This window comes from Leucobacter muris (assembly GCF_004028235.1).
GTDB classification, from domain to species: Bacteria; Actinomycetota; Actinomycetes; order Actinomycetales; family Microbacteriaceae; genus Leucobacter; species Leucobacter muris.
In genome coordinates, this window is the sequence record NZ_CP035037.1 from 1,519,132 (window position 1) to 1,542,400 (window position 23,269).

General features: G+C 70.4%; 20 protein-coding genes and 2 pseudogenes. 18 read left to right on the top strand and 4 right to left on the bottom strand.

The window, feature by feature from the left end; all coding sequences use genetic code 11:
- Positions 1-7 precede the first annotated feature (7 nt).
- From Leucomu_RS07145 to Leucomu_RS07195, 11 genes are all read left to right on the top strand, one after another.
- Complete coding sequence (locus tag Leucomu_RS07145; protein WP_228407337.1) at positions 8-976, top strand: DUF1990 family protein; 969 nt, start codon at positions 8-10, stop codon at positions 974-976.
- A complete protein-coding gene (hemW, locus tag Leucomu_RS07150) occupies positions 957-2,195 on the top strand; it encodes a radical SAM family heme chaperone HemW (RefSeq protein ID WP_128386791.1) in 1,239 nt (412 codons plus the stop codon). The genes Leucomu_RS07145 and hemW overlap by 20 nt, the downstream gene beginning before the upstream one ends.
- Positions 2,196-2,379: 184 nt before the next feature.
- On the top strand, positions 2,380-3,417 hold the full coding sequence (gene hrcA / locus Leucomu_RS07155; RefSeq protein ID WP_128386792.1) for a heat-inducible transcriptional repressor HrcA: 1,038 nt from the start codon (positions 2,380-2,382) through the stop codon (positions 3,415-3,417).
- Between the two features lie 70 nt (positions 3,418-3,487).
- A complete protein-coding gene (gene dnaJ / locus Leucomu_RS07160; RefSeq protein WP_128386793.1) occupies positions 3,488-4,585 on the top strand; it encodes a molecular chaperone DnaJ in 1,098 nt (365 codons plus the stop codon).
- 6 nt (positions 4,586-4,591) lie between these two features.
- Positions 4,592-5,359, top strand: a complete 768-nt coding sequence (locus tag Leucomu_RS07165; RefSeq protein WP_128386794.1) for a 16S rRNA (uracil(1498)-N(3))-methyltransferase — start codon at positions 4,592-4,594, stop codon at positions 5,357-5,359.
- 60 nt (positions 5,360-5,419) lie between these two features.
- On the top strand, positions 5,420-5,770 hold the full coding sequence (locus Leucomu_RS07170) for a histidine triad nucleotide-binding protein (RefSeq protein WP_128386795.1): 351 nt from the start codon (positions 5,420-5,422) through the stop codon (positions 5,768-5,770).
- Positions 5,771-5,781: 11 nt separating this feature from the next.
- Positions 5,782-6,813, top strand: coding sequence for a PhoH family protein (locus Leucomu_RS07175; RefSeq protein WP_128386796.1), 1,032 nt, complete (start codon positions 5,782-5,784; stop codon positions 6,811-6,813).
- Positions 6,810-7,274 (top strand): rRNA maturation RNase YbeY, encoded by a 465-nt coding sequence (ybeY, locus tag Leucomu_RS07180; RefSeq protein WP_017885061.1) that lies wholly within the window; start codon positions 6,810-6,812, stop codon positions 7,272-7,274. Before Leucomu_RS07175 ends, ybeY begins: the two co-directional genes overlap by 4 nt.
- Positions 7,271-8,167 (top strand): hemolysin family protein, encoded by an 897-nt coding sequence (locus tag Leucomu_RS07185; protein ID WP_128386797.1) that lies wholly within the window; start codon positions 7,271-7,273, stop codon positions 8,165-8,167. The genes ybeY and Leucomu_RS07185 overlap by 4 nt, the downstream gene beginning before the upstream one ends.
- Complete coding sequence (era, locus tag Leucomu_RS07190; protein WP_017885063.1) at positions 8,164-9,132, top strand: GTPase Era; 969 nt, start codon at positions 8,164-8,166, stop codon at positions 9,130-9,132. Before Leucomu_RS07185 ends, era begins: the two co-directional genes overlap by 4 nt.
- 24 nt (positions 9,133-9,156) lie before the next feature.
- On the top strand, positions 9,157-9,543 hold the full coding sequence (locus Leucomu_RS07195; protein ID WP_017885064.1) for a DUF5684 domain-containing protein: 387 nt from the start codon (positions 9,157-9,159) through the stop codon (positions 9,541-9,543).
- Positions 9,544-9,634: 91 nt separating this feature from the next.
- Here Leucomu_RS07195 and Leucomu_RS15700 read toward each other — a convergent pair whose 3' ends face one another.
- Both Leucomu_RS15700 and Leucomu_RS15835 read right to left on the bottom strand, forming a co-directional pair.
- Positions 9,635-10,168 carry a DUF2207 family protein gene (locus tag Leucomu_RS15700; RefSeq protein WP_267128454.1) on the bottom strand — a complete coding sequence of 178 codons (534 nt, stop codon included), beginning with the start codon at positions 10,166-10,168 and terminating at the stop codon, positions 9,635-9,637.
- Between the two features lie 652 nt (positions 10,169-10,820).
- Positions 10,821-11,741 (bottom strand): annotated as a pseudogene (locus Leucomu_RS15835) (DUF2207 domain-containing protein); the annotation flags it as partial.
- Between Leucomu_RS15835 and leuA the strand changes: the two are divergent.
- The 7 genes and pseudogenes from leuA to Leucomu_RS07235 all read left to right on the top strand — a co-directional run bounded on the left by leuA (position 11,703) and on the right by Leucomu_RS07235 (position 21,184).
- Positions 11,703-13,492 (top strand): annotated as a pseudogene (leuA, locus tag Leucomu_RS07205) (2-isopropylmalate synthase). The pseudogenes Leucomu_RS15835 and leuA sit on opposite strands and share 39 nt — an antisense overlap.
- A gap of 164 nt (positions 13,493-13,656) precedes the next feature.
- Complete coding sequence (gene ruvA, locus Leucomu_RS07210) at positions 13,657-14,286, top strand: Holliday junction branch migration protein RuvA (RefSeq protein ID WP_128386798.1); 630 nt, start codon at positions 13,657-13,659, stop codon at positions 14,284-14,286.
- A complete protein-coding gene (gene ruvB / locus Leucomu_RS07215; RefSeq protein ID WP_128386799.1) occupies positions 14,283-15,302 on the top strand; it encodes a Holliday junction branch migration DNA helicase RuvB in 1,020 nt (339 codons plus the stop codon). The genes ruvA and ruvB overlap by 4 nt, the downstream gene beginning before the upstream one ends.
- A gap of 153 nt (positions 15,303-15,455) precedes the next feature.
- Positions 15,456-15,917 carry a preprotein translocase subunit YajC gene (gene yajC, locus Leucomu_RS07220; protein ID WP_017885069.1) on the top strand — a complete coding sequence of 154 codons (462 nt, stop codon included), beginning with the start codon at positions 15,456-15,458 and terminating at the stop codon, positions 15,915-15,917.
- A 64-nt stretch (positions 15,918-15,981) separates the two neighbouring features.
- Complete coding sequence (gene secD / locus Leucomu_RS07225) at positions 15,982-17,835, top strand: protein translocase subunit SecD (protein ID WP_228407342.1); 1,854 nt, start codon at positions 15,982-15,984, stop codon at positions 17,833-17,835.
- A 2-nt stretch (positions 17,836-17,837) separates the two neighbouring features.
- On the top strand, positions 17,838-18,869 hold the full coding sequence (secF, locus tag Leucomu_RS07230) for a protein translocase subunit SecF (RefSeq protein WP_017885071.1): 1,032 nt from the start codon (positions 17,838-17,840) through the stop codon (positions 18,867-18,869).
- A 62-nt stretch (positions 18,870-18,931) separates the two neighbouring features.
- Positions 18,932-21,184 (top strand): RelA/SpoT family protein, encoded by a 2,253-nt coding sequence (locus tag Leucomu_RS07235; RefSeq protein WP_128386801.1) that lies wholly within the window; start codon positions 18,932-18,934, stop codon positions 21,182-21,184.
- A 10-nt stretch (positions 21,185-21,194) separates the two neighbouring features.
- Here the strand turns inward: Leucomu_RS07235 and Leucomu_RS07240 are convergent, their stop codons facing one another.
- Positions 21,195-21,743 (bottom strand): hypothetical protein, encoded by a 549-nt coding sequence (locus tag Leucomu_RS07240; protein ID WP_128386802.1) that lies wholly within the window; start codon positions 21,741-21,743, stop codon positions 21,195-21,197.
- A 114-nt stretch (positions 21,744-21,857) separates the two neighbouring features.
- Positions 21,858-23,135 carry a DUF349 domain-containing protein gene (locus tag Leucomu_RS07245; protein WP_128386803.1) on the bottom strand — a complete coding sequence of 426 codons (1,278 nt, stop codon included), beginning with the start codon at positions 23,133-23,135 and terminating at the stop codon, positions 21,858-21,860.
- Positions 23,136-23,269: the final 134 nt, after the last annotated feature.

Sequence of the window (23,269 nt, forward strand, 5' to 3'; positions counted from 1 at the left end):
GCGAACGATGAGCAACGAGCAGCCCGCGCGGCGCAGCAGTCACATCGAGATGCCCGTCGCCTACGCGGCCGTCGGCGCGTCGAAGGCGCCCGACCTGGTGCGCTTCCCGCCCGACGGCACGACGTCCTACGAGGAGACCCTTCGCCTCGGCAGCGGCCAGGAGCGCTTCCTGCTGGCTTCGAGCCTGCTGATGACCTGGGGCGCCCAGCGCGGCAGCGGCGTCACCGTCGCCGACGTGGTGCGCGGATCGGGCGACCGCTACACGGGCGTGAGCTTCGACGACGACGGCCAGCCGCAGGCCGGGGGCGAGGTCGAGGAGCAGTTCGGGCCCGACGGCGAGCCCTACCTGGTGGCCGGCACGACCGCGGTGCTGCGCGCGCCCGGGCAGCAGCCCCGCAACGTGCTGATCGTCTACACCGTCGACGAGGAGCGGCGCTCGGGATTCGCCTGGGGCACGAGCGACGAGGCCGGCGCGGTGGGCGAGCAGCTCTTCATGATCGAGCACCGCGACGACGACACCGTGTGGGCGGTCGCCCGCGGCTTCCTGTCGGCCCCGAAGAGCGGCCTGCTCGGCCTCAAGGCGCGCGCCGACCTGCGGGCCGCCGTCGACGCGGTGAAGGCGCAGCTCGCCGCGCTCGCCCCGGGTGCGGGTGCGGTGGATCCCTCGGCCGCGCCGCAGACCGCGGCGCCCCAGACCGATGCCGATGCCGCTGCCGATGCGGGCGCCGACCCCGGAGTCGGGTTCGAGACCTCGGAGACCGACGACCTCGCCGCCGCTCAGGCCCCCGTTCCCGAGACGCCCGAGGCCGCCGACCCCGCCGAGTCCGACGAGACGGCGCCCGCCGCGGCGACCGACGGCCCCGCCGCGGTCGAGGAAGCCGCAGAGCCGACGGCCGAGCACTCCGTCGATCCCGCCGCGACGACCGATCCCGCCGACGGCCCCGACACGGGCGACGATGCCGAGCATTCTGCCTGAGGGAGACCCGGCGCCGGCCGACGGCTCGCTGCCGCCGAGCGCGGCCGTCGGCGCCGACGGACGACGCTTCGGGGTCTACGTGCACGTGCCGTACTGTCGCGTGCGCTGCGGCTACTGCGACTTCAACACGTACACCGCGAGCGAGCTCGGCGGAACGCGGCGCGACGACTACGCGGGGCAGGTGCAGCGCGAGCTCGGTTTCGGCGCCGAGGTGCTGCGGCGAGCCGGGGTGCCGGATCGCCGGGTGTCGACGGTCTTCTTCGGCGGAGGCACGCCGACGCTGCTGCCGGCGAGCGATCTCGCGGCGATGCTCGCCAGCATCCGCGACGAGTGGGGCCTCGAGCCCGGCGCCGAGGTGACGACCGAGGCGAACCCCGACTCGGTCGACGCGGCCTACCTCGCGACGCTCGCCGAGGCGGGGTTCACCCGAGTCAGCTTCGGCATGCAGTCGGCGGTGCCGCACGTGCTCGCCACCCTCGACCGTACGCACACGCCCGAGCGCATCCCGCTCGTGACCCGGTGGGCGCGCGAGGCGGGGCTGCAGGTGAGCGTCGACCTGATCTACGGCACGCCGGGGGAGTCGCTCTCCGACTGGGAGCGCTCGATCGACGCGGCGCTCGCGACCGATCCCGATCACATCTCGGCCTACGCCCTGATCGTGGAGCGGGGCACGAAGCTGGCGGCCCAGATCCGTCGCGGCGAGGTGCCCGAGCCGGACGAGGACCTGCACGCCGAGATGTACGAGCTGGCCGACGCCCGCTTCGCCGCGGCCGGGTTCTCGTGGTACGAGATCAGCAACTGGTCGCGCACGGCCGGCACCCGCTCGCGCCACAACCTCTCATACTGGACGGGCGAGGACTGGTGGGCCGCGGGCCCCGGTGCGCACAGCCACGTCGGCGGGGTGCGGTGGTGGAACGTGAAGCACCCGGGCGCCTACGCGCAGCGCATCGAGGCGGGCGTCTCGCCCGCGCACGCCCGGGAGACGCTGAGCGGCGACGCGCGACGGGAGGAGCGGGTGCTGCTCGAGACTCGGATCGCCGACGGCCTGCCCGCCGACGTGCTGCGGGCCGAGGAGCGCCGCGCGATCCCGCAGCTCATCGCCGACGGGCTCATCGACGGCCGCGCCGCGATCGCGGCAGCGGGCCGAACCGCGCGCGTGGTCCCCACGCTGCGCGGGCGACTGCTCGCCGACACGGTCGTGCACCGCCTGCTCGGCTGACGGCTCGGGGCGCCGGCGCGTCCGGGATCACGGGACTGAACCGCGGCTCAGATCCGCGCCCGCGGCGCCGGCCCCGCTCGCTCGGGGGTTCGCCGAGGGCGTGAGTCGCTGCCGACGGAGCGGCGGGGCCTGCGGTAGACTTGGCACTCTGAGATGGTGAGTGCCAAGAAGGGGGTGCGGTCACATGGTGTCCGAGCGCAGCCTGGCGGTGCTGCACGCGATCGTGAGCGACTACGTCTCCTCGAACGAACCCGTGGGATCGAAGGCCATCGTCGACCGGCACAGCTTCGGCGTCTCCGCCGCCACCATTCGCAACGACATGGCGCTGCTCGAGGAGGACGAGCTGATCGCTCAGCCGCACACCTCCTCGGGTCGCGTGCCCACCGACAAGGGCTACCGCCTGTACGTCGACACGCTCGCCAGGATCCGCCCGCTCAGCGCGGCGCAGCGATCCGCCATCGAGCGCTTCCTCGGCGAGTCGAGCGACCTCGACGACGTGATGGCCCGCACCGTGAGGCTGCTCGCGCAACTCACGAACCAGGTGGCCGTCGCCCACTACCCGTCGCTGCGCCGCACCGTGGTGCGCCACATCGACCTCGTCGCGATCGGCGAGGACCGGGTGCTGTGCGTGCTCATCCTCGGCAGCGGCGTGGTCGAGCAGCAGGTGGCCTGGCTGCCCGCATCGCAGGTCACCGAGGCGTGGGTGCACGGGCTGCGGCAGCGGATCGCCGAGACGGCGGTCGGGTCGGACGTCGAGACGGCGGCCACCGCGGTCGCAGACCTCATCGAGCGGGTCTCCGAGTGGGCCCAGCCCGACGAGGCCGAGCTCGTGCGTCGGGTGCTCTCGGTGGTCGGCAGCCAGCTGCAGGCCAATCGCAGCGAACGCATCGCCGTCGCCGGAGCGGCCAACCTGTCGCGCCCGGGCGAGTTCGCGGGCTCGCTGCCGGTGGTGCTCGAGGCCATCGAGGAGCAGGTGGCGCTGCTGCGGCTGTTCGGCGAGCTCGCGCACGACGGGCGCGACGTCTCCGCCTCGATCGGGCGCGAGAACGCGCCCTACGGCCTCGCGGCCACCTCGGTGATCGCGTCCAGCTACGAGCAGGAGGCCGACTCGGTCTCGCGTCTCGGCGTGCTGGGGCCCCTGCGCATGGACTACGCCGGCAACATCGCGGCCGTGCGCGCGGTCGCCCGCTATCTCAACCGCTTCCTGGGCGAGGAGCAGTAGCTCGGCGGGGCGCCCGCCCCGTCTCGCCCGGTCGTCATTTTCACCGAACAACACCCCTGAGGAGCACAACGTGGCCGACCACTACGAGACCCTCGGCGTGCCGCGCGAGGCGACGCCCGAAGATATCAAGAAGGCCTACCGCCGGCTCGCGCGCGAGCTGCACCCCGACGTGAACCCGAGCGACGACGCCGCAGAGCGCTTCAAGGACGTCACCCACGCCTACGACGTGCTGAGCGACCCCGAGCAGCGGCAGCGCTACGACATGGGGGGCGGCCAGGGCGGCGCCGCCGGCTTCGGCGACATCTTCGAGACCTTCTTCGGGGGAGGCTTCGGCGGCGCGCAGCGCGGCCCCCGCCCCCGCTCCGAGCGCGGCGACGACGCGATGATCCGCGTCGACGTCTCCCTCGAAGACGTGATCTTCGGCGTGCAGCGCGACATCACGGTCAACACGGCCGTGCTGTGCGAGGTCTGCCAGGGCAGCTGCTGTCAGCCGGGCACCCACCCGGTGACCTGCGACGTGTGCGGTGGCCAGGGCCAGGTGCAGCGCCAGGTGCGCTCGCTGTTCGGCAACGTCGTGACGATGCACCCCTGCGGCAGCTGCCACGGCTACGGCACCGTCATCGAGCACCCCTGCGTGGAGTGCGGCGGCAAGGGCCGCGTGCGCGAGCGCCGCATGATCCCCGTCGACATCCCCTCGGGCATCGACACCGGCACGCGCCTGCAGATGCGCGGCGGCGGCGAGGTCGGCCCGGGCGGCGGCCCCAACGGCGACCTGTTCATCGAGTTCCGCGTGATGCACCACGATGTGTTCAGCCGAGACGGCAACGACCTGCTCTGCACGATGCAGGTCTCGATGACCGACGCGGTGCTCGGCACCGCGGCGAAGCTGCAGGCGCTCGACGGCGAGGTGGAGGTCGAGGTCGCACCGGGCACCCAGTCGGGCGACGTGCTCACGGTGCGCGGGCGCGGCATCCAGGCGCTGCGCAGCACGAACCGCGGCGACCTCAAGATCGCCGTGCAGGTGAACACCCCCACCAAGCTGTCGAAGCGGGAGCAGGATCTCGTGCGCCAGCTCGCCTCGCTGCGCAGCGACGAGCCGCCGCACCTCGGCGAGTTCCAGCAGGGCTTCTTCGGCAAGCTGCGCGACCGTTTCTTCCGCCAGGGGTAGCGGTCGATGGCCAACCTCTACTACCGCGAGGATCTCGCGGCGGGGCAGCTCGCACCGGGCGCGCTCGTCGAGGTGACGGGCGACGAGGCGCGCCACGCGGTACGGGTGAGCCGGCTGCGCCAGGGGGAACGGATCCTCCTGGGCGACGGCGCAGGCACTCTCGGCGCGGGGGTAGCCGAGCAGGTGGCGAAGGATCGCTTCGCCGTGCGCATCGAGCGGGTGGAGGCGGCGCCCGAGCCGACGCAGCGCCTCGTGCTCGTGCAGGCGCTCGCCAAGGGCGACCGCGACGAGCGCGCGGTCGAGCAGGCCACCGAGTTCGGCGTCGACGAGATCGTGCCCTGGCAGGCTGCGCGATCGGTGTCGCGCTGGGATGGCGCGGGCGGCTCCGAGAAGTCGGCGAAGGGCGTCGCGAAGTGGGCGCGGGTCGCGCGCGAGGCGTCCAAGCAGTCGCTGCGGGCGCGCGTGCCGCGGGTGGCGTCGCCCGTGTCGTTCGATGATCTGTGCCGCATGGCGACGGCGGCCGACGCGGAGGTCGTGGCGCTGCATCCGCGGAGCGGGCGGCGCCTCGTGGCGTGGGCCGGGGGAGCGGCGGCCCGCTCGGCGCAGCGGATCGTGCTCGTCGTGGGCCCCGAGGGCGGCTTCGCCGATGGCGAGCTCGACGCGCTCGAGGCGGCCGGCGCGAGTGCGCTCGTGCTCGGGGACACGGTGCTGCGCACATCGTCGGCCGGCCCGGCAGCGCTCGCGGTGCTCGGCGCGGCCCTCGGGCGCTGGTAGCGCGTGCGAGTGTCGGCGGCGCACGCCCGGCTCTCGGCGGCGCGGCGTTAGACTGGACCCATGGCACAGGACACCATCTTCGGCAAGATCGCCTCCGGCGAGATCCCGGTCGAGATCCTCGCGGAGACCGAGCGCGTCGTCGCGTTCCCCGACATCGCGCCGCAGGCGCCGGTGCACATCCTCGTGATTCCCAAGACCTCGCAGTACGAGAACGTCGCCGAGCTCGCGGCGGCCGATCCCGAGCTGCTCGCCGAGATGATCGCCGTCGCGAAGCGCCTCGCCGACGAGCGCGCGAACGGCGAGTTCAGGATCATCTTCAACAACGGGGCGAGCGCGGGTCAGACCGTGTTCCACGTGCACGCGCACGTGCTCGCCGGCGAGTTCGAGGAGCGCTCGCTCATTGGATCCTAGAGAGGGAGTCCGTGAACTCGACTGACGCGCGATCGACGGGCGAAGGCGAAGCCCCGCAGGCGGGTTCCGAACCCGAGCTGCAGCGCACGGTGCTGCTGGCGGGCGTCGACCTGGCGTCCTTCCTCGGCCACCGCGACCAGCTCATCGCCGACCTCGAGGCGCAGCATCCGCTCGTCTCGTTCCATGCCCGCGATCAGGTGCTCACCATGCGGGGCCCCGCCTCAGCCGTGCGCACGGCGGAGCAGGTGGTCGAGGAGATCCTGCAGATCGCGAAGCTCAGCGGCGCCGTCTCGCGCCACGATGTGAAAGAGGTCACCCGAATGGTGCACGAGGGCAACGGTCCCACCGCGGCGCAGGTGCTCAGCGAACCGATCCTCACGGTGCGCGGCCACGCCGTGAGGCCCCAGACCCGCGGGCAGCGGGCCTACGTCGACGCCATCGACGACCACACCATCGTCTTCGGCATCGGCCCCGCCGGTACGGGCAAGACCTATCTCGCGATGGCGAAGGCCGTGCAGGCCCTGCAGCGGCGCGAGATCGCGAAGATCATCCTCACGCGCCCCGCCGTCGAGGCCGGCGAGCGGCTGGGCTACCTGCCAGGCACGCTCGAGGACAAGATCGACCCCTACCTGCGCCCCCTGTTCGACGCTGTCGGTTCGATGATGGACCCCGAGGTCGTGCCCAAGCTGCTCGCGAGCGGCACCATCGAGGTCGCACCGCTCGCCTACATGCGCGGGCGCACCCTCAACGAATCGTTCGTGATCCTCGACGAGGCGCAGAACACGACGCCCGAGCAGATGAAGATGTTCCTCACCCGCCTCGGCTACGGATCGAAGATGGTGGTCACGGGCGACATCACCCAGATCGACCTGCCGATCGCGGCGAGCGGCCTGCGCGTGGTGAACCGCATCCTGCGCGGGGTCGACGACATCCACTTCGCCGAGCTCGGCTCCGACGACATCGTGCGCCACAACCTGGTGAGCCGCATCGTCGACGCCTACTCGGCCTACGACCAGAACAGGCAGAAGGGAGACGCCGAGTGAGCGTCGAGATCAACAACGAGTCGGGCGTCGAAGTCGACGAGTCGCGACTGCAGCGGCTCGCCGCCTTCGTGCTCGAGTCGCTGCACGTGCACCCCGACACCGAGCTCGGCGTGGTGATGGTCGACGAGGCGGCGATCGAGCAGTTGCACGTGCAGTGGATGGACGAGCCCGGCCCCACCGACGTGCTGAGCTTCCCCATGGACGAGCTGCGCCCGGGACGGGTCGACGCGCGCACCCCCGCCGGCCTGCTCGGCGACGTGGTGATCTGCCCGCAGGTGGCCGAGGTGCAGGCCGAGGCCGCGGGGCACGACCTCGAGCAGGAGATGTCGGTGCTGCTCACGCACGGCATGCTGCACCTGCTCGGCTTCGACCACGCCGCCCCCGACGAGGAGGCCGAGATGTTCGGCCTGCAGCGCGACCTGCTGCTCTCCTTCGCGATGCGCGAACGGGGCCGCAAGTGAGCGTCGACCCTCCCACCGGCTCCGTGCCGCTGCCGCGCAGGCTCTCGGCCACCGCGAAGCGCATCGGCGGGCTCGTCGCGCTCGGCCGCGGCCGGGTGCGCGACGAGGAGCAGCTGCTCTCGATCGTGGATCGGGCCGCCGAGCAGGATCTGCTCGAGGACGACGATCGAGACGTGATCCACTCCGTGGTCGAGTTCCGCGACACCCTCGTACGCGAGCTCATGGTGCCGCGCACCGACATGATCACGGTCGACGCGACGCAGTCGGTGCGCGAGGCGCTCGAGGCCCTGCTGACCTCCCGGCACTCGCGCATGCCCGTCGTCACCGGCGGACCCGACGACGTGGCGGGCATCGCCTACCTGCGCGATGCGAGCGGCTTCGTGCTGCGTCGCCCCGACGAGGCCGAGACCGAGCGGGTCACCCGCATCATGAAGCCGGCCATGTTCGTTCCGGAGCTGCAGCCCGCCGACAAGCTGCTGCGGCAGATGCAGCGCGAGTCGAACCATCTCGCGCTCGTCGTCGACGAGTACGGCGGAATCTCGGGTCTCGTGACCCTCGAAGACCTGATCGAGGAGTTGCTCGGAGACATCGCCGACAAGCACGACCGCGAAGTGCCCGAGGTCGCCGAGCGCGAGGACGGATCGTTCCTCGTGAGCGCGCGCCTCTCGGTCGACGACCTCGGCGAGCTGTTCGGCCTCGAACTCGATGACGAAGACGTCGACACGGTGAGCGGGCTCGTGGCCAAGCATCTCGGCCGCCTGCCCGAGACGGGCGACACCGTCACCGTGGACGGCATCGAGCTCACCGCGGCCGACACCGAGCGCAAGCGGCAGCGCCTGCTGACCGTGGTGGCCCGGTGGGTCGGGCCCGAAGAGGAAGAGGAAGACGAATGAGCGAGCAGCGCTCAGAACACGCCGAGCAGGGCGGCGCGCGGGCCGACGCGGCCGCGCGCGAGGGAGCCGGATTCCGCGCGGGCTTCGTCTCGTTCGTGGGGCGGCCGAACGTGGGCAAGTCGACCCTCACCAACGCGCTCGTCGGGGAGAAGATCGCCATCACCAGCCCGAAACCGCAGACGACGCGACGCGCCATCCGCGGCATCGTGCACCGCCCCGACGGGCAGCTCATCATCGTCGACACCCCGGGCATCCACCGCCCGCGCACGCTGCTCGGGGAGCGGCTGAACGCGCTCGTCGAGGCGACCCTCGGCGACGTCGACGTGATCGGCTTCTGCGTGCCCGCGAACGAGAAGCTCGGCCCGGGCGACCGCTTCATCAACGAGCGGCTCGACGACTTCCCGCGCGCCAGGAAGGTGGCCATTCTCACGAAGGTCGACGAGGCGTCGAAGGGCGAGATCATCGACCAACTGACCCGGCTCGGATCCCTGCGGGAGTGGGACGCGGTGGTGCCGATCTCGTCGGTCACGCGCGACCAGCTCGACGTGCTGAGCGACGTGCTGCTCGGTCTGATGCCGGATTCGCCTCCGCTCTACGAGAGCGCGACCACCACCGACGAGGGTGAGGACGACCGCATCGCGGAACTGATCCGCGAGGCCGCGCTCGAGGGCGCCCGCGAGGAGCTGCCGCACTCGCTCGCCGCGACGGTCGATGACCGCGAGGAGCGCGAGGGATCGGACGGCGAACCCGGCCTGATCGAGATCTACGCCTCCATCTACGTCGAGCGCGACAGCCAGAAGGGCATCGTGATCGGCAAGGGCGGATCGCGGCTGCGCGACGTGGGAGAGCGCGCCCGCCGCGAGATCGAAGCGCTGCTCGGGCGCCGAGTCTACCTCTCGCTGCGCGTGAAGGTGCTCAAGGAGTGGCAGCGGGATCCGAAGGCGCTCGGAAGGCTCGGTTTCTGACCGGTATCCAGTATTGTCTGGAGTATGCACCTCACTGAATCCATCACCGATCAGGCTCAGATCACCGCGCTCACCCAGGAGTACGGCGTCTTCGCCATCATCTGGTACGTCATCGTCGCTATCGCGCTGTGGCGGGTGTTCTCGAAGGCCGGGTACCCGGGCATCCTCGCGATCATCCCGATCGTCAACGTCTTCATTCTCGTCAAGGTGGCGGGATACTCGGCGTGGTCGGCGCTGCTCTACCTGATCCCGATCGTGAACATCGTCTTCGGCATCCTCGTCGCGCTGCGCCTGGGTGAGCGTTTCGGCAAGGGCGGCGTCTTCTCCTTCTTCCTGCTGTGGCTGCTGTCGGCGATCGGCTACCTCATCATCGGCTTCGGCAGCGCCCAGTACTCCGAGCGTCGAGCGTAAGCCCACTGCGCTCCGCGTCGAAGCCGAGACGGCCTGGGATCCTACGATTCCAGGCCGTCTCCGCGCACCGCCCCTCGCTTCGCTCCGCGGGCTACCGGCCGCCGCTGAACCCGCCTCCCCCGCCGCCTCCGCTGAAGCCGCCCCCGCTCGAACCTCCCGAACTGCTCGACGTGTAGCTCACCGACGAGTTCAGCGAACTCGTGAACTGCGAGATCGTGCTGTCGAACGCGCCCAGGCCGTGCATGGCGACCGCCGGGTACCAGTACGGCACGTAGCCGGGACTCTGCTCGTAGCGCACCGCGAGGGTGCGCGTCCACTGCTTCTCGAGCCCGAACAGCATCGCGTAGGGCAGCAGCTTCTCGTAGAGGTGGATCACGTCGACCGAGCCGTCCTGCTGTCGCTCCGCCCCGGAGTACGACTGCAGCATCCGAATGCGATCCGCCTCGGCGACCCTGATGAACTCGCGCACGCCCTCGAGGTACTCGCGGGTCTCGGCCCCGGCCGGCGTATGCACGCGCTGGGGGCACACGGCGATGATCGACAGCACGAGCGCGATTCCGCCCGCGACGAGGCCGACGAGCCCCGCGACGCTGCCGCGCTGGGCGATGCCGACGAGCGAGAGCACGAGCAGCCCCGCAGAGACGACGATGCCGACGATGCCGAGCGCGCGCGGCCGGGCTGTGCAGCCGCTGGAAGTAACCGCGACTCCGGGCCTGCTCGACCCCGCTCGACTGCAGCTTGCGCATCTTCGACGCGAACGACTCGCTCTGCTTCGGGATCGTGAACGCCGCACCCGGAGCGGCCTGGGGGAAGAGCTGCAGCATCGCCTCGCGGTCGACGGGGTCGACCGCGCGCCCGGGGTCGACCAGCCGCAGCACCGGCTGCGGCTGCTTCGGCCCGAAGAGGCCCTGCTCGGCGACGCCGTCCTCGATGCGGAGCGTGCCGTTCACCGCGAGGTGCACGAGCTGCGCCGACGCCGGGTTCGAGGTCGAGCCGACGATCGGAGCCGCGACGAGCGGGGGCAGGTAGTTCGGCACGTCGTACTGCGCGACGATGGTGCCGCGCGCCGTGCGATGCTTGCGGCGCAGCGACAGGACCGACACCAGCCCGGCGACGCCGACTCCGAGCGCGGCGGCGCCGCTCGCGAAGGGCAGCGTGTCGAGGGCGAAGTTCGGCAGGCGCGCCGGGGGCTGCGCGACGCTGCCGGGCTCCAGCCCGATCGCGACGGTGACGCCCTCGCGCGGATCGAGTGCGGCGACCGAGACCGAGAACTCGCCCCCGGCCTCGCTGATCGCGCACTCCTGCGTGGAGTGCGCCGCGCCCGAGTAGCACCTCGCGGCGCCGTTCAGGTGCTCGGCGAGCTCGGGGGAGAAGGAGATCTGCGCCGAGAAGCCGTTGATCGGCTGCCGGTGCTCGAAGTCCGTGAGATCCCAGTAGAACTCGTCGGCCTTTCCGTCGTCGCGGGCGAGCACCACGTCGCTGAGGGTGTACTCGATCACGTACGTCTGCACGCCGTGCACGTAGCGGTCGTCGCCCGTGAGCACCGCGACGAAACCGTCGTCGCGCTCCACGTCGAAGGGCACCGGCTCCCCGGCGGCGTCCGTCACCGAGAAGTCGCGGGGGTCCGTCGACGAGCCCTCGTAGTCGATCGGGAGGCCGCGCACGAGACCCCGGTTCTGATCGAAGTCGGGGAAGCGGGCCGTCAGCGTCTCCGTGACGCGCGCGATCGCGCGCCCCTCGTCGTCGGTGTCGATCCGGTACTCCACCCGCCAGCCGTCGTAGCTGAAATCGTCGACGCTCGCGTGCGCGGGCGGCGCGGATCCGGCGAGCGCGACCGGCCCGATCCCGAACAGCCCCGCCGTGATCCCGAGCACCGCGATCGCGATCCCGAACAGCTTTCCGCGCATCGTCCTCATGCGTTCCACCCTATGAGGTTCTGCCTCGACGCGCCCCGCCGGATGCCGACGCGGCGGCGAGCCCGGCGGCTCGGCGAGGCGCTGCGGGCGAGCGAGCGGCCCACGCGGCGGTGGTATAATGGCTGCATGCTGTTCGGCTCGCTTCTCCTTAGCTGCCGCGACGAGTCCTAGTCCCAGGCCTCCCTCGTCGCGGTGTTCGTGTTTGGCTGAGCAAGAGTTATTGAGACGAGAGAGTACGAGCCCATGAAGAACACGCAGAAGCCCTCCGGCATGCCGGTCCATCGCTACCGCCCGTTCCACGAGATCATCGCGGTCGACCTGCCGGACCGCACGTGGCCCGCGAAGCGCATCACCGAGGCCCCCGCTGGTGCGCCGTCGACCTGCGCGACGGCAATCAGGCGCTCATCGATCCCATGAGCCCCGAGCGCAAGCGCATCATGTTCGACCTGCTCGTCAAGATGGGCTACAAGGAGATCGAGGTCGGGTTCCCCTCGGCCAGTCAGACCGACTTCGATTTCGTGCGGCAGCTCATCGAAGACGACGCGATCCCCGGCGACGTCACCATCCAGGTGCTCACCCAGGCGCGCGAGCACCTGATCAAGCGCACCTACGAGTCGCTCGTCGGCGCCAAGCAGGCCATCGTGCACCTCTATAACTCCACGAGCATCCTGCAGCGCGACGTGGTGTTCCGCTCCGACCGCGAGGGCATCAAGAAGATCGCCACCGAGGGCGCGAAGCTCTGCCGGGCGAGCGAGTCGATCTGCGCGGGCACCGACATCTACTACGAGTACTCGCCCGAGTCGTACACCGGCACCGAGCTCGAGTACGCGGTCGAGGTGTGCAACGACGTGCTCGAGATCTTCGAGCCCGCGCCCGATCGCAAGGTCATCATCAATCTGCCCGCCACGGTCGAGATGGCGACCCCGAACGTCTACGCCGACTCGATCGAGTGGATGAGCCGCCACCTGAACCACCGCGAGAACGTCATCCTCTCGCTGCACCCTCACAACGACCGCGGCACGGCCATCGCGGCGGCCGAGCTCGGCTACATGGCGGGTGCGGATCGCATCGAGGGGTGCCTCTTCGGCAACGGGGAGCGCACGGGCAACGTCGACCTCGTCGCCCTCGGCATCAACCTGTTCACCCAGGGCATCGACCCCCAGATCGACTTCTCCCGCCTCGACGAGGTGCGTCGCACCGCCGAGTACTGCAACCAGCTGCGGGTGCCCGAGCGCAGCCCGTGGGCCGGCGACCTCGTCTACACGGCGTTCTCGGGTTCGCATCAGGACGCCATCAAGAAGGGCTTCGAGCGCATGGCGCAGGACGCCGAGGCCGCGGGCACGGCGATCGACGACATCGAATGGGCCGTGCCCTACCTGCCCGTCGACCCGAAGGATCTGGGGCGCTCCTACGAGGCGGTCATCCGGGTCAATTCCCAGTCGGGCAAGGGCGGCGTCGCCTACCTGCTGAAGACCGACCACAACCTCGACCTGCCGCGCCGGCTGCAGATCGAGTTCAGCGCGGTGGTGCAGGGGCTCACCGACAGCGAGGGCGGCGAGGTCTCGAGCGACGAGATCTGGCGCATCTTCCAGGACGAGTACCTGCCCACGACCGACTCGTCGTTCGAGCGCTGGGGCCGCTACGAGCTGTTCCGGACCGCGTCGACGAGCGCGGGCGACGGGGTGACCGAGCTCACCGTCGACTACCGCGACGGCGAGGGGGAGCATCAGCTCACCGCCCGCGGCAACGGCCCGGTCGACGCCTTCATCACGGGCATCAACGAGAACGGCCACGCCGTGACGCTGTTCGACTACGTCGAGCACGCGATGAGCTCGGGCGGCGATGCCGTCGCCGCCGCCTACGTCGATCTCGAGGTCGACGGCCAGCGGCTGTGGGGCGTGGGCGTCGACCCCGATACCACGCGCGCGACGCTCAAGGCGATCGTCTCGGCTGTGAACCGGGCGGTGCGCAGCCGGAACGCGGAAGGTGCCGCCGCCGGCGTGTCCCGCACGGCGGCGGCCCACGGCGCGTAGAGCGGTGCGGTGCGGACCTCGCGGGAGCGCGAGGCCCGCACCGGTGCAGTCGGTGAGACCGCCGCCGAGGCGCCATGCCGGCATGCATCGGTCGTTCGTAGATATATTCGAATGATCGGTGTGGCGCGAGCACCTCCGTCCGATGCGCACTCTAGGCTGGGTGCGTGATTGCTTCGATAAGCGGGCCCGTGCTCGCGTCCGGCGCCGGTTGGGTCGTCGTGGGTGTCGGCGGGATCGGCATGCGCGTGGAGGTGCCCAGCGGGCGCGTGTCCCAGGCCGTCGTCGGCGACGAGGTCTCGCTGCACACCTCGCTCGTGGTGCGCGAGGACTCGCTGACCCTGTTCGGCTTCGCCACGCAGGACGAACTCGACGTGTTCGGTCACCTCATCGCCGTCTCGGGCGTGGGACCGCGCAGCGCGCTCGGAGTGCTCTCGTCGTTGAGCCCCGCCGAGATCGCCCGCGCCGTGGCCGCGGAGGACGAGAAACCGTTCCGCAAGGTCTCGGGCATCGGCCCCAAGACGGCGAAGCTGATCGTCGTCTCGCTCGCGGGCAAGCTTCCCGAGTCGGCCTTCGCCGATGCGGGCGCTCCCGACACGGCCCCCGGCGACCCGGTGCAGCGCGCCGCCGACGCAGTCAGCGAGGGCCTGGTCGGCCTCGGCTGGTCCGAATCGGATGCCCGCCAGGCCGTGCAGGACGCCCGCGACGCCGGAGCCCCCGACGACCATGCGGGTCTGCTGCGGGCCGCGCTCGCACTGCTGCAGGCCGCTCGCGGCGGAGCCGGAGCACGCCGATGACGGGGGAGCTCTCGCCTCAGGCGTCGCCGTCCGAGCAGGGGTACGAGGGCGCGCTGCGCCCGTCGACGCTCTCGGAGTTCGTCGGCCAGTCGAAGGTGCGCCGCCAGCTCGGGCTGCTGCTCGACGCCGCGACCATGCGGCAGCACACCCCCGACCACATCCTGCTCGCGGGCCCGCCCGGACTGGGCAAGACCACGCTCTCGATGATCGTGGCCTCCGAACTCGACAAGCCGCTCCACCAGACGTCCGGCCCCGCGATCCAGCACGCCGGCGACCTCGCAGCCGTGCTCTCCGCCCTCACGCCGGGAGAGGTGCTGTTCGTCGACGAGATCCACCGCATGGCGCGCAGCGCCGAGGAGATGCTCTACCTCGCGATGGAGGACTTCAAGGTCGACATCATGGTGGGCAAGGGCGCCGGCGCGACGTCGGTGCCGCTCGAACTCGCCCCCTTCACGCTCGTGGGCGCGACCACTCGGGCGGGTCTGCTGCCCAATCCGCTGCGCGACCGTTTCGGTTTCACCGCGCATCTCGAGTTCTACTCCGACGACGAGCTCGCGAGTGTGGTCCGCCGCGCGGCAGGCCTGCTCGGCTTCGCGCTGTCGGAGCAGGGCGTCGACGAGATCGCCCGGCGGTCCCGGGGCACCCCTCGTATCGCCAACCGGCTGCTGCGCCGAGTGCGCGACTACAGCCTCGTGCACGAGACGCCCGGCGACACCGCCAGCGTGCAGGCGGCACTCGCCCTCTACGACGTCGACCAGCACGGCCTCGACCGTCTCGACCGCGAGGTGCTGCGCGCGGTGGTCGAACGGTTCTCGGGAGGGCCGGTGGGCCTCTCGACGCTCGCGGTCTCGGTGGGCGAGGAAGCCGAGACGATCGAGGCGGTCGTCGAGCCCTTCCTCGTGCGCACCGGTCTGCTGACCCGCACCCCTCGCGGCAGGGTGGCGACACGGCTGGGCTGGGAGCACGTGGGCGTCGCGCCGCCCGGCGCTCCGAACGGCGCGCCCACGCTCATCTGAGGCGCCGGGCCGCTGCCCGCTCCCTGAGAGCCAGCCGTACGGCTTCGTCGGATGAGGCCTTCCGTTCGTCGGGTTTTCCAGCCGAAGCACGGTAGGCTTATGAAATCTGTGCCTCGCGGCTCCATTTCCGGACCGCCCATCGAAAGGACTCTCGTGGCTCTCGACCCGATCAGCATTCTCATGTTCGGACTCATCGCAGTTCTGATCTTCTTCATGTTCCGCAACGGCAAGAAGCGTCAGCAGGCGATGCAGGAGCTGCAGAACGGCCTGCGCCCCGGCGCCGAGGTGATGCTGCAGTCGGGCATCTTCGGCACCATCGAGTCGATCGACGAGGAAGAGAATCGCGCCGTCGTGCGCAGCGGCACCAGCACGCTGGTCGTGCACCGCAACGCCATCTCGCAGGTCGTCACCCCGGTCGAGAGCACCGACGCCGACGAGCCGATCGCCGGTTCCTTCGCCCCCGACGACGATCCCGAGTTCGGCGAGCGCCTCGCCAAGGGCGTTCCCGGCGAGCCCGCCACCGGTGCCGACGCCGCCGAGGGCAGCGCCGACTCGACCGAGACCGAGCGCCCCGACGCCGACGACCAGACCGACGGGCAGGCTCCCAAGGCCTGATCCGCGCGCCGCGGGAGGGGAACCGCGGCACCTTCCACTTCACCCATAGAGAAAGCAGTAAGTCTTGGCGTCCACACCCGCGGTGCGGAGGGCTCGTCGCTCCCTCGTATTCCTCCTGGTCCTCATCGTCGGCCTTGCGGGCCTCATCACCTACGGGGTGTTCCGCAGCGATGCGACATGGACGCCCAAGCTCGCACTCGACCTGCAGGGCGGCACGCAGATCCTGCTCGCAGCCGAGCAGACGGACGGCCAGGCGGTCAGCGGCGAGCAGCTGCAGCAGGCCGTCTCGATCATCCGCCAGCGCGTCGACGCCGCCGGCGTCTCCGAGGCCGAGATCACCACGCAGGGCGGCCAGCACATCTCGGTGTCGATCCCCGGCAAGGCCGACGAGGCCACGCTGCAGCGCATCGAGGCCTCGGCGAAGCTCGACTTCCGCCCGGTGCTCGCCACGGGCATGGGTGTCGACCTCGAGCAGCTGCAGCAGCAGGCCGAGGGCGACGACGCGGCGGCGACCCCCGAGGGCGAGACGGCCGACGCGGAGGACTCGTCGGATGCCGCTGCCGCCGATGAGCAGTCGTCCGAGACGACCGCGACCGACGAGCAGGCTGACGACGCCGAGACGGCCGACGACGCCGCTGCCGACGCGGGCGACGTGGATCCCGATCCGCTGCCCACCGAAGCCGGCGACATGGCCTGGATCACCCCCGCGCTGCAGCAGCAGTTCGACGCGTTCAGCTGCGACTCCGAGGCCGCGCTCGACACCCGCGAAGCGGCGGCCGACCGACCCCTCATCACCTGCGACGACGCGGGCATGGAGAAGTTCATCCTCGGCCCGGTCGAGCTGAGCGGCGATGTCATCACCGACGCGGTCGCGCAGATGGGCACCACCAACACCGGTGCGACGACCGGCGAGTGGGTCGTGCAGATCACCATGAACAGCCAGGGCGCCGATACCTTCGGCAAGATCAGCACGCGCCTCTACGGTGCTGCCGAGCCTCAGAACCGCTTCGCCTTCGTGCTCGACGGCAGCGTGCTCTCGGCTCCCACCATGAACGGCCAGATCCTCGACGGACGCCCCTCGATCAGCGGCAGCTTCACGCAGGAGTCCTCGCAGGCGCTCGCCGATCAGCTCAAGTTCGGCGCACTGCCGATGGACTTCACCGTGCAGAGCCAGGAGGACATCTCGGCGACGCTCGGCACGAACCAGCTGCAGGCGGGTCTGCTCGCCGGTCTGATCGGCCTGCTGCTCGTGGTCGTCTACTCCATCTTCCAGTACCGGGCCCTCGGTTCGCTCACCATCGCGTCCCTCGCGATCGCCGCGGTGCTCACCTACCTGCTGCTCACCTTCTTCTCGTGGAGGCAGGGCTACCGGCTCTCGCTCGCGGGCGTCGCGGGCATCATCGTCGCGGTCGGCTTCACCGCCGACTCCTTCATCGTCTACTTCGAGCGCATCCGCGACGCGCTGCGCGACGGGTTCAGCATCGAGAGCGCGGTGGAGCACGGCTGGAAGCGGGCCTTCCGTACGGTGCTCGCCTCGGACGGCGTCAACCTGCTCGCCGCGGTGATCCTCTTCATCCTCGCGGTCGGCAACGTGAAGGGCTTCGCGTTCACGCTCGGCCTCACGACGCTCGTCGACGTGCTCGTGGTCGCGCTCTTCACGCACCCGATGATGACGCTGCTGGCCCGCACCCGCTTCTACCGCTCGGGCCACCCCGCGTCGGGTCTCGATCCCCAGCGCCTCAGCGCTGTGTACCGAGGCCGCGCCCAGTTCCGCGAGCCTGTCATCGCCGCCAAGGGCGCGGGCAAGAAGAACGCGCGCAGCCAGAAGGAGGCCGAGCGCCGGCAGACCATCGCTGAGCGCAAGGCGGCGGAGCAGGGCATCTCGCTCGAGACCGCCAACACCGGAAAGGAGAGCTAAGCATGGCTCGCTCATTCGCCGAATTCGGCAACGCTCTCTACACCGGCGAGAAGTCGATCGACTTCGTCGGCAAGCGCAAGATCTGGTACGTGATCTCGATCGTGCTCATCGTGCTCTCGGTGCTCGGGCCTCTCGCCCGCGGCGGATTCAGCTTCGGCATCGAGTTCACGGGCGGCAGCCAGTTCCAGGTGCACCTCTCGGAGCAGGGCGACCGCGATCCGGCGCTCGCCGAGGAGGCCGTCGCCGACGTGCTGCCCTCGGCGGCGCCCCGCGTGACCCAGCTCGGCCCCACCGACATCCGCGTGCAGACCGAGGCGCTCGACGAGAACGAGAACCGCGCGGTGACGACGGCGCTCGCCGAGGCCTACGGGGTCGGCGAGGACGAGGTGACGTACTCGTACATCGGCCCGGCCTGGGGCCAAGACATCACCCGACAAGCGGTCATCGCCCTCTTCGTCTTCCTGCTCTTCGCGGCCCTCGTCATGGCGATCTACTTCCGCACCTGGAAGATGTCGCTCGCGGCCATCATCGCGCTGCTGCACGACCTCGTGATCACGGCGGGCATCTACGGCATCTCCGGCTTCGAGATCACGCCGGCGGCCATGATCGGCTTCCTCACGATCCTCGGCTATTCGCTCTACGACACCGTCGTGGTCTTCGACAAGATCCGCGAGAACACCTCTCCGGGCGAGCTCAACGACCGCCGCACCTTCGCGGAGTCGGTCAACCTCGGCGTCAACCAGACGCTCGTGCGCTCGATCAACACCTCGGTGGTCGCCCTGCTGCCGGTCGCGTCGATCCTCTTCATCGGGGCGTTCGTGCTGGGGGCGGGCACACTGCGCGACATCTCGCTGGCGCTGTTCATCGGCATCCTGGTGGGCGCCTACTCGACCATCTTCATCGCGGCACCGGCCTACGCGCACCTGCGCGCGGGGGAGCCCGGGATCAAGCGTCACGACGAGAAGGCCCTGCGCTCCCGCAAGCCCGCGACCAGCGACGCCGACGAGCAGAACGGAGCTCCGATCGGCGCCTAGCGGCTGGTTCGTGGGAATGACCTCTCGTGGTGTAACGTTCAAACATTCGAGGGAGGTCTGAGGTGGTCACGAACGACGTAACGCAGCAGAGCGGCGCGACGGCGCTGCGTCGGCTGGTGCCCCGGATCTTCTCCCGCGGCACCTCTCCCGGCGCCGTCGACCAGCTGGTGCGCACGGTGCGCGGCAACTATCCTCGCGCCGATCTCTCCGTGATCGAACGCGCCTACACCGTGGCCGAGCGCGCTCACCGGGGGCAGAAGCGGCGCAGCGGCGAGCCCTACATCACCCACCCCATCGCGGTGGCCCAGATCCTCGCCGAGCTGGGGGTGGCCCCCGTGGCGATCGCCGCGGCGCTGCTGCACGACACCGTCGAAGACACCGAGTACACGCTCGAGCAGCTGACCGAGGAGTTCGGCGATGAGATCGCCATGCTCGTCGACGGCGTGACCAAGCTCGACAAGGTCAAGTACGGCGACTCCGCGCAGGCCGAGACGGTGCGCAAGATGGTCGTCGCGATGTCGAAGGACATCCGCGTGCTCGTGATCAAGCTGGCGGATCGCCTGCACAACGCGCGCACCTGGGGCTTCGTGCCGGGCGACTCCGCCAAGCGCAAGGCGCAGGAGACCATCGAGATCTACGCGCCGCTCGCCCACAGGCTGGGCATCCAGTCGCTGAAGGCCGAGCTCGAGGACCTCTCGTTCGCGGTGTTGAAGCCGAAGCTCTACGCCGAGATCGAGAACCTCGTGACGCAGCGCAACCCGCAGCGCGACGAGCTCGTCGGCCGCGTGATCAGCTCGATCGACAACGATCTGCGCGAGGCGAAGATCCGCGGCGAGGTGACGGGCCGGCCCAAGGAACTCTATTCGATCTATCAGAAGATGGTGGTGCGCGGCCGAGATTTCGACGACATCTACGACCTCGTCGGCATCCGCGTGCTCGTGAACTCGATCCGAGACTGCTACGCGGTGCTCGGAGCCGTGCACGCGCGATGGACGCCGATCCCGGGCCGCTTCAAGGACTACATCGCGACGCCGAAGTTCAACCTGTACCAGTCGCTCCACACCACCGTGATCGGCCCCGACGGCCGGGCGGTGGAGATCCAGATCCGCACGGTCGAGATGCACCAGCGCGCCGAGTACGGCGTGGCCGCGCACTGGAAGTACAAGCAACGCCAGCAGGGGCAGCAGGCGCCGGGCTCGAGCGACATGGCCTGGCTCGCGCACATCTCCGATTGGCAGGCCGAGACCGAAGATCCCAGCGAGTTCCTCGACGCGCTGCGGTTCGAGATCGGCGCCAAGGAGGTCTACGTCTTCACCCCGAAGGGGCGCGTCATCGGGCTGCCCGCCGGCGGTACCCCGGTCGACTTCGCCTACGCCGTGCACACGGAGGTCGGGCACCGTACGATGGGCGCGCGGGTGAACGGCCGCCTCGTGTCGCTCGAGACACCGCTGCAGAACGGCGACGTCGTCGAGGTGTTCACGTCGAAGGATCCGAACGCCGGCCCGAACAAGTCGTGGCTCGACTTCGTGAAGAGCAAGCGGGCGCAGAACAAGATCCGTCAGTGGTTCACGAAGGAGCGCCGGGAGGAGGACGCCGAGAGCGGCAAAGTCGAGATCACCAAGGCCCTGCGCAAGCAGGGGCTGCCGCTGCACCAGGTGATGAACTCCGACGGCCTGCAGCAGGTCGCGCTGCAGCTGCGGTACGCCGACGTGACCGCCCTCTATGCCGCGGTGGGAGCAGGGCACGTGTCGGCCCAATCGGTGGTCGAGAAGGTCACCGCGCTGCTGTTCGACGAGCAGACCTCGACAGAACCCGCCCTCGCGACGCTGCCCATCATCGAGGCGCCCCGCGCGAGCAAGGTGGCCGATTCGAGCGGCATCGTGGTGAAGGGCGCCTCGGGCGTGCTGGCGAAGCTGGCCAAGTGCTGCACGCCCGTTCCTGGCGACGAGGTGATGGGCTTCGTGACGAAGGCGGACGGCGTATCGGTGCACCGCGTGGACTGTCACAACTTCCAGAACCTGCGCGAGCAGCAGGATCGGGTGGTCGAGGTCGAGTGGGCTCCGTCGACGAAGAGCGTGTTCCTGGTGCAGATCCAGATCGAGGCGCTCGATCGCGCGGGTCTGCTCTCGGACATCACCCGCTCGCTCTCGGAGCACCACGTCAACATCCTCTCGGCCTCGGTGAACACCTCCACGTCGCGTCTGGCGATCAGCAAGTTCGTGTTCGAGATGGCGAACTCCACCCACCTCAATCACGTGCTCAACGCCGTGCGCCGCATCGACGGCGTCTACGACGTCTACCGCATCACCAACTGACGGCGGCCCTTCACACCGCGTCGAGGCGCCCGAGCGCGACGCAGCGGTACTGCGCCCGCCCGTTCACGAGTCTCGCGCGGATCTCATCGGCGCCTCCGGCGACGAGCGGGAGCAGCAGCCGCACCGCCACTCGGCGCCGCGGTTCGAAGGCGCCGGGCGTGCGCAGCAGGTCGCAGACGGTCTGGGCGGGCCCGGTGACGCGCAGGCCGGGATCGAAGACGTGCAGCGCCTCGTCGGGGTAGACGAACTGGTGCAGGGCGAGATCGGGGCCGCGGCGCCGTAGCGGTGGGCGACGTCCGCCGAGCGTCGAAAACTCGAGCGGGCGCCCCGGATCGCGACAGGCGCCCCACACCCAGGCGGCCGTCAGCCGCACAGCGACCCGATCCGGGGTGAGCCAGGGGCCGAGGGCCGTGGCGCGTACCCGCGGGGTGTCGGGCCAGCCCGCTCCGCGCACACCGGGCCCGCAGCCCACGAGGCTGCCGCGCAGTCGCTCGGCCGAGCGCACCGCCGGGGGCCAGCGGTCGAAGCGGGGGAGCAGGGGAGGCGCGGAAGCGGTCATGCCTCAATGCTCGACGCCGGAGCCTGGAAAGACCAGGCCCCGGCGTTGAATGTGGATAACTCGCTCGGATCGGAGCCCTGGGCTCCCGTTGTGAGCGAACTCCGGTCGAGGTGCTCAGTCGCCGATCGCGGCGAGCCACGACTGCTGCGTGGCGAGCTTCTCCTCGGCCGAGGCCACGGCCTTCGCGTCGCCCGCCTCGCGGGCCGCCTCGACCTCCGCGGTGAGCTCGGCGATCGAGGCCTCGAGCTGACCGCGCAGGCCCTCGCTGCGGGCCTTCGTCTCGGGGTTGGTCTTGCGCCAGTGCTCCTCTTCGAGGCCCTTCACGTGATCCTCGATCTTGCGGAGACGCGACTCGATGTCGCGCAGCGCCTCACGGGGAACGCGGCCGATCTCGTCCCAGCGCAGCTGCACCTCGGTGAGCGCCTTGCGCGCGGCGCCGTGGTCGCGCTGCTCGAGGATGGGGGCGGCCTCGTCGAGCAGGGACTGCTTGGCGGTGAGGTTCGCCGTGTACTCCTCGTTGGTCTGAGCGGCCTCGGCAGCCTTCGCCTCGTAGAGCACGTCGCCGGCCGCCTTGAACCGGGCCCAGAGCTGATCGTCGAGCTTGCGGCTCGCGCGGCCCGCCGCCTTCCAGTCGTCGAGCAGGGCGCGGTAGGCCGGAATGCCCTCGACGCCCTTCGGCGCGAGCGCCTCGGCTGCAGAGATGATGCGCTCCTTGCGCTGCTTCACCTCTTTGTTGTTGGCGTCCATCTGGGCGAAGTGCGAGCGGCGCGCCGAGTCGAACGTCTGCCGCGCGGTGCGGAAGCGCTTCCAGAGGGCGTCGGCCTGCGGCTTCGGGATCTGGGGCCCGCTGCGCTGGGCGGTCTGCCAGTCGGTGAAGAGCTGCTCGAAGGCGTGGCTCGTGTCCTTCCAGCGAATCGAGGACTCGGGCTGGGCGGCGAGACGCTCGGCCTCGGCGACGATGGCCTCCCGCTTGGCGACGGCCTCCTGTCGGGCGGCCTCGCGCTCGGCCTGCTGCTTCTCACCGAGCTCTGCGGTCTTCTCGCCGAGCTTCTCGACGCGCGCGCGGAGGGCGGCGATGTCGCCGACGGCGGCGGGCTCGACGAGCTGCTCGCGCAGCTTCGCGACGGTGTCGGCCGCGGAGACATCGGCGGTGCCGCGGGCGATGCGGGCCTCGAGCAGCACGATCTGCCCTTCGAGGTCGGCGTACTTGCGGGTGAAGTAGGCCAGGGCCTCTTCGGGCGTGCCGTCGGGGAACGAGCCGACCACACGTTCGCCGTCACCCTCGCGAACGTAGACGGTGCGGTCGTCGTCGACTCGGCCCCAGGGCGTTTCGTTGGTCGCTTCGCTCAAGGTTCTGCTCACCTGTCGTGTGGGGCCGGGGTCGCCGACCATAACGGAATAGACCCCTCCACTATGCCACAGCCGGATTTGCCCGGCTCGTCGGGGCTCGACTCGGGCGCGAATGTCAGAGGCGCTGGGTAGCATGGCCACGTGGAAACGAACGCCGCTCCCTCGCACACGGCGCC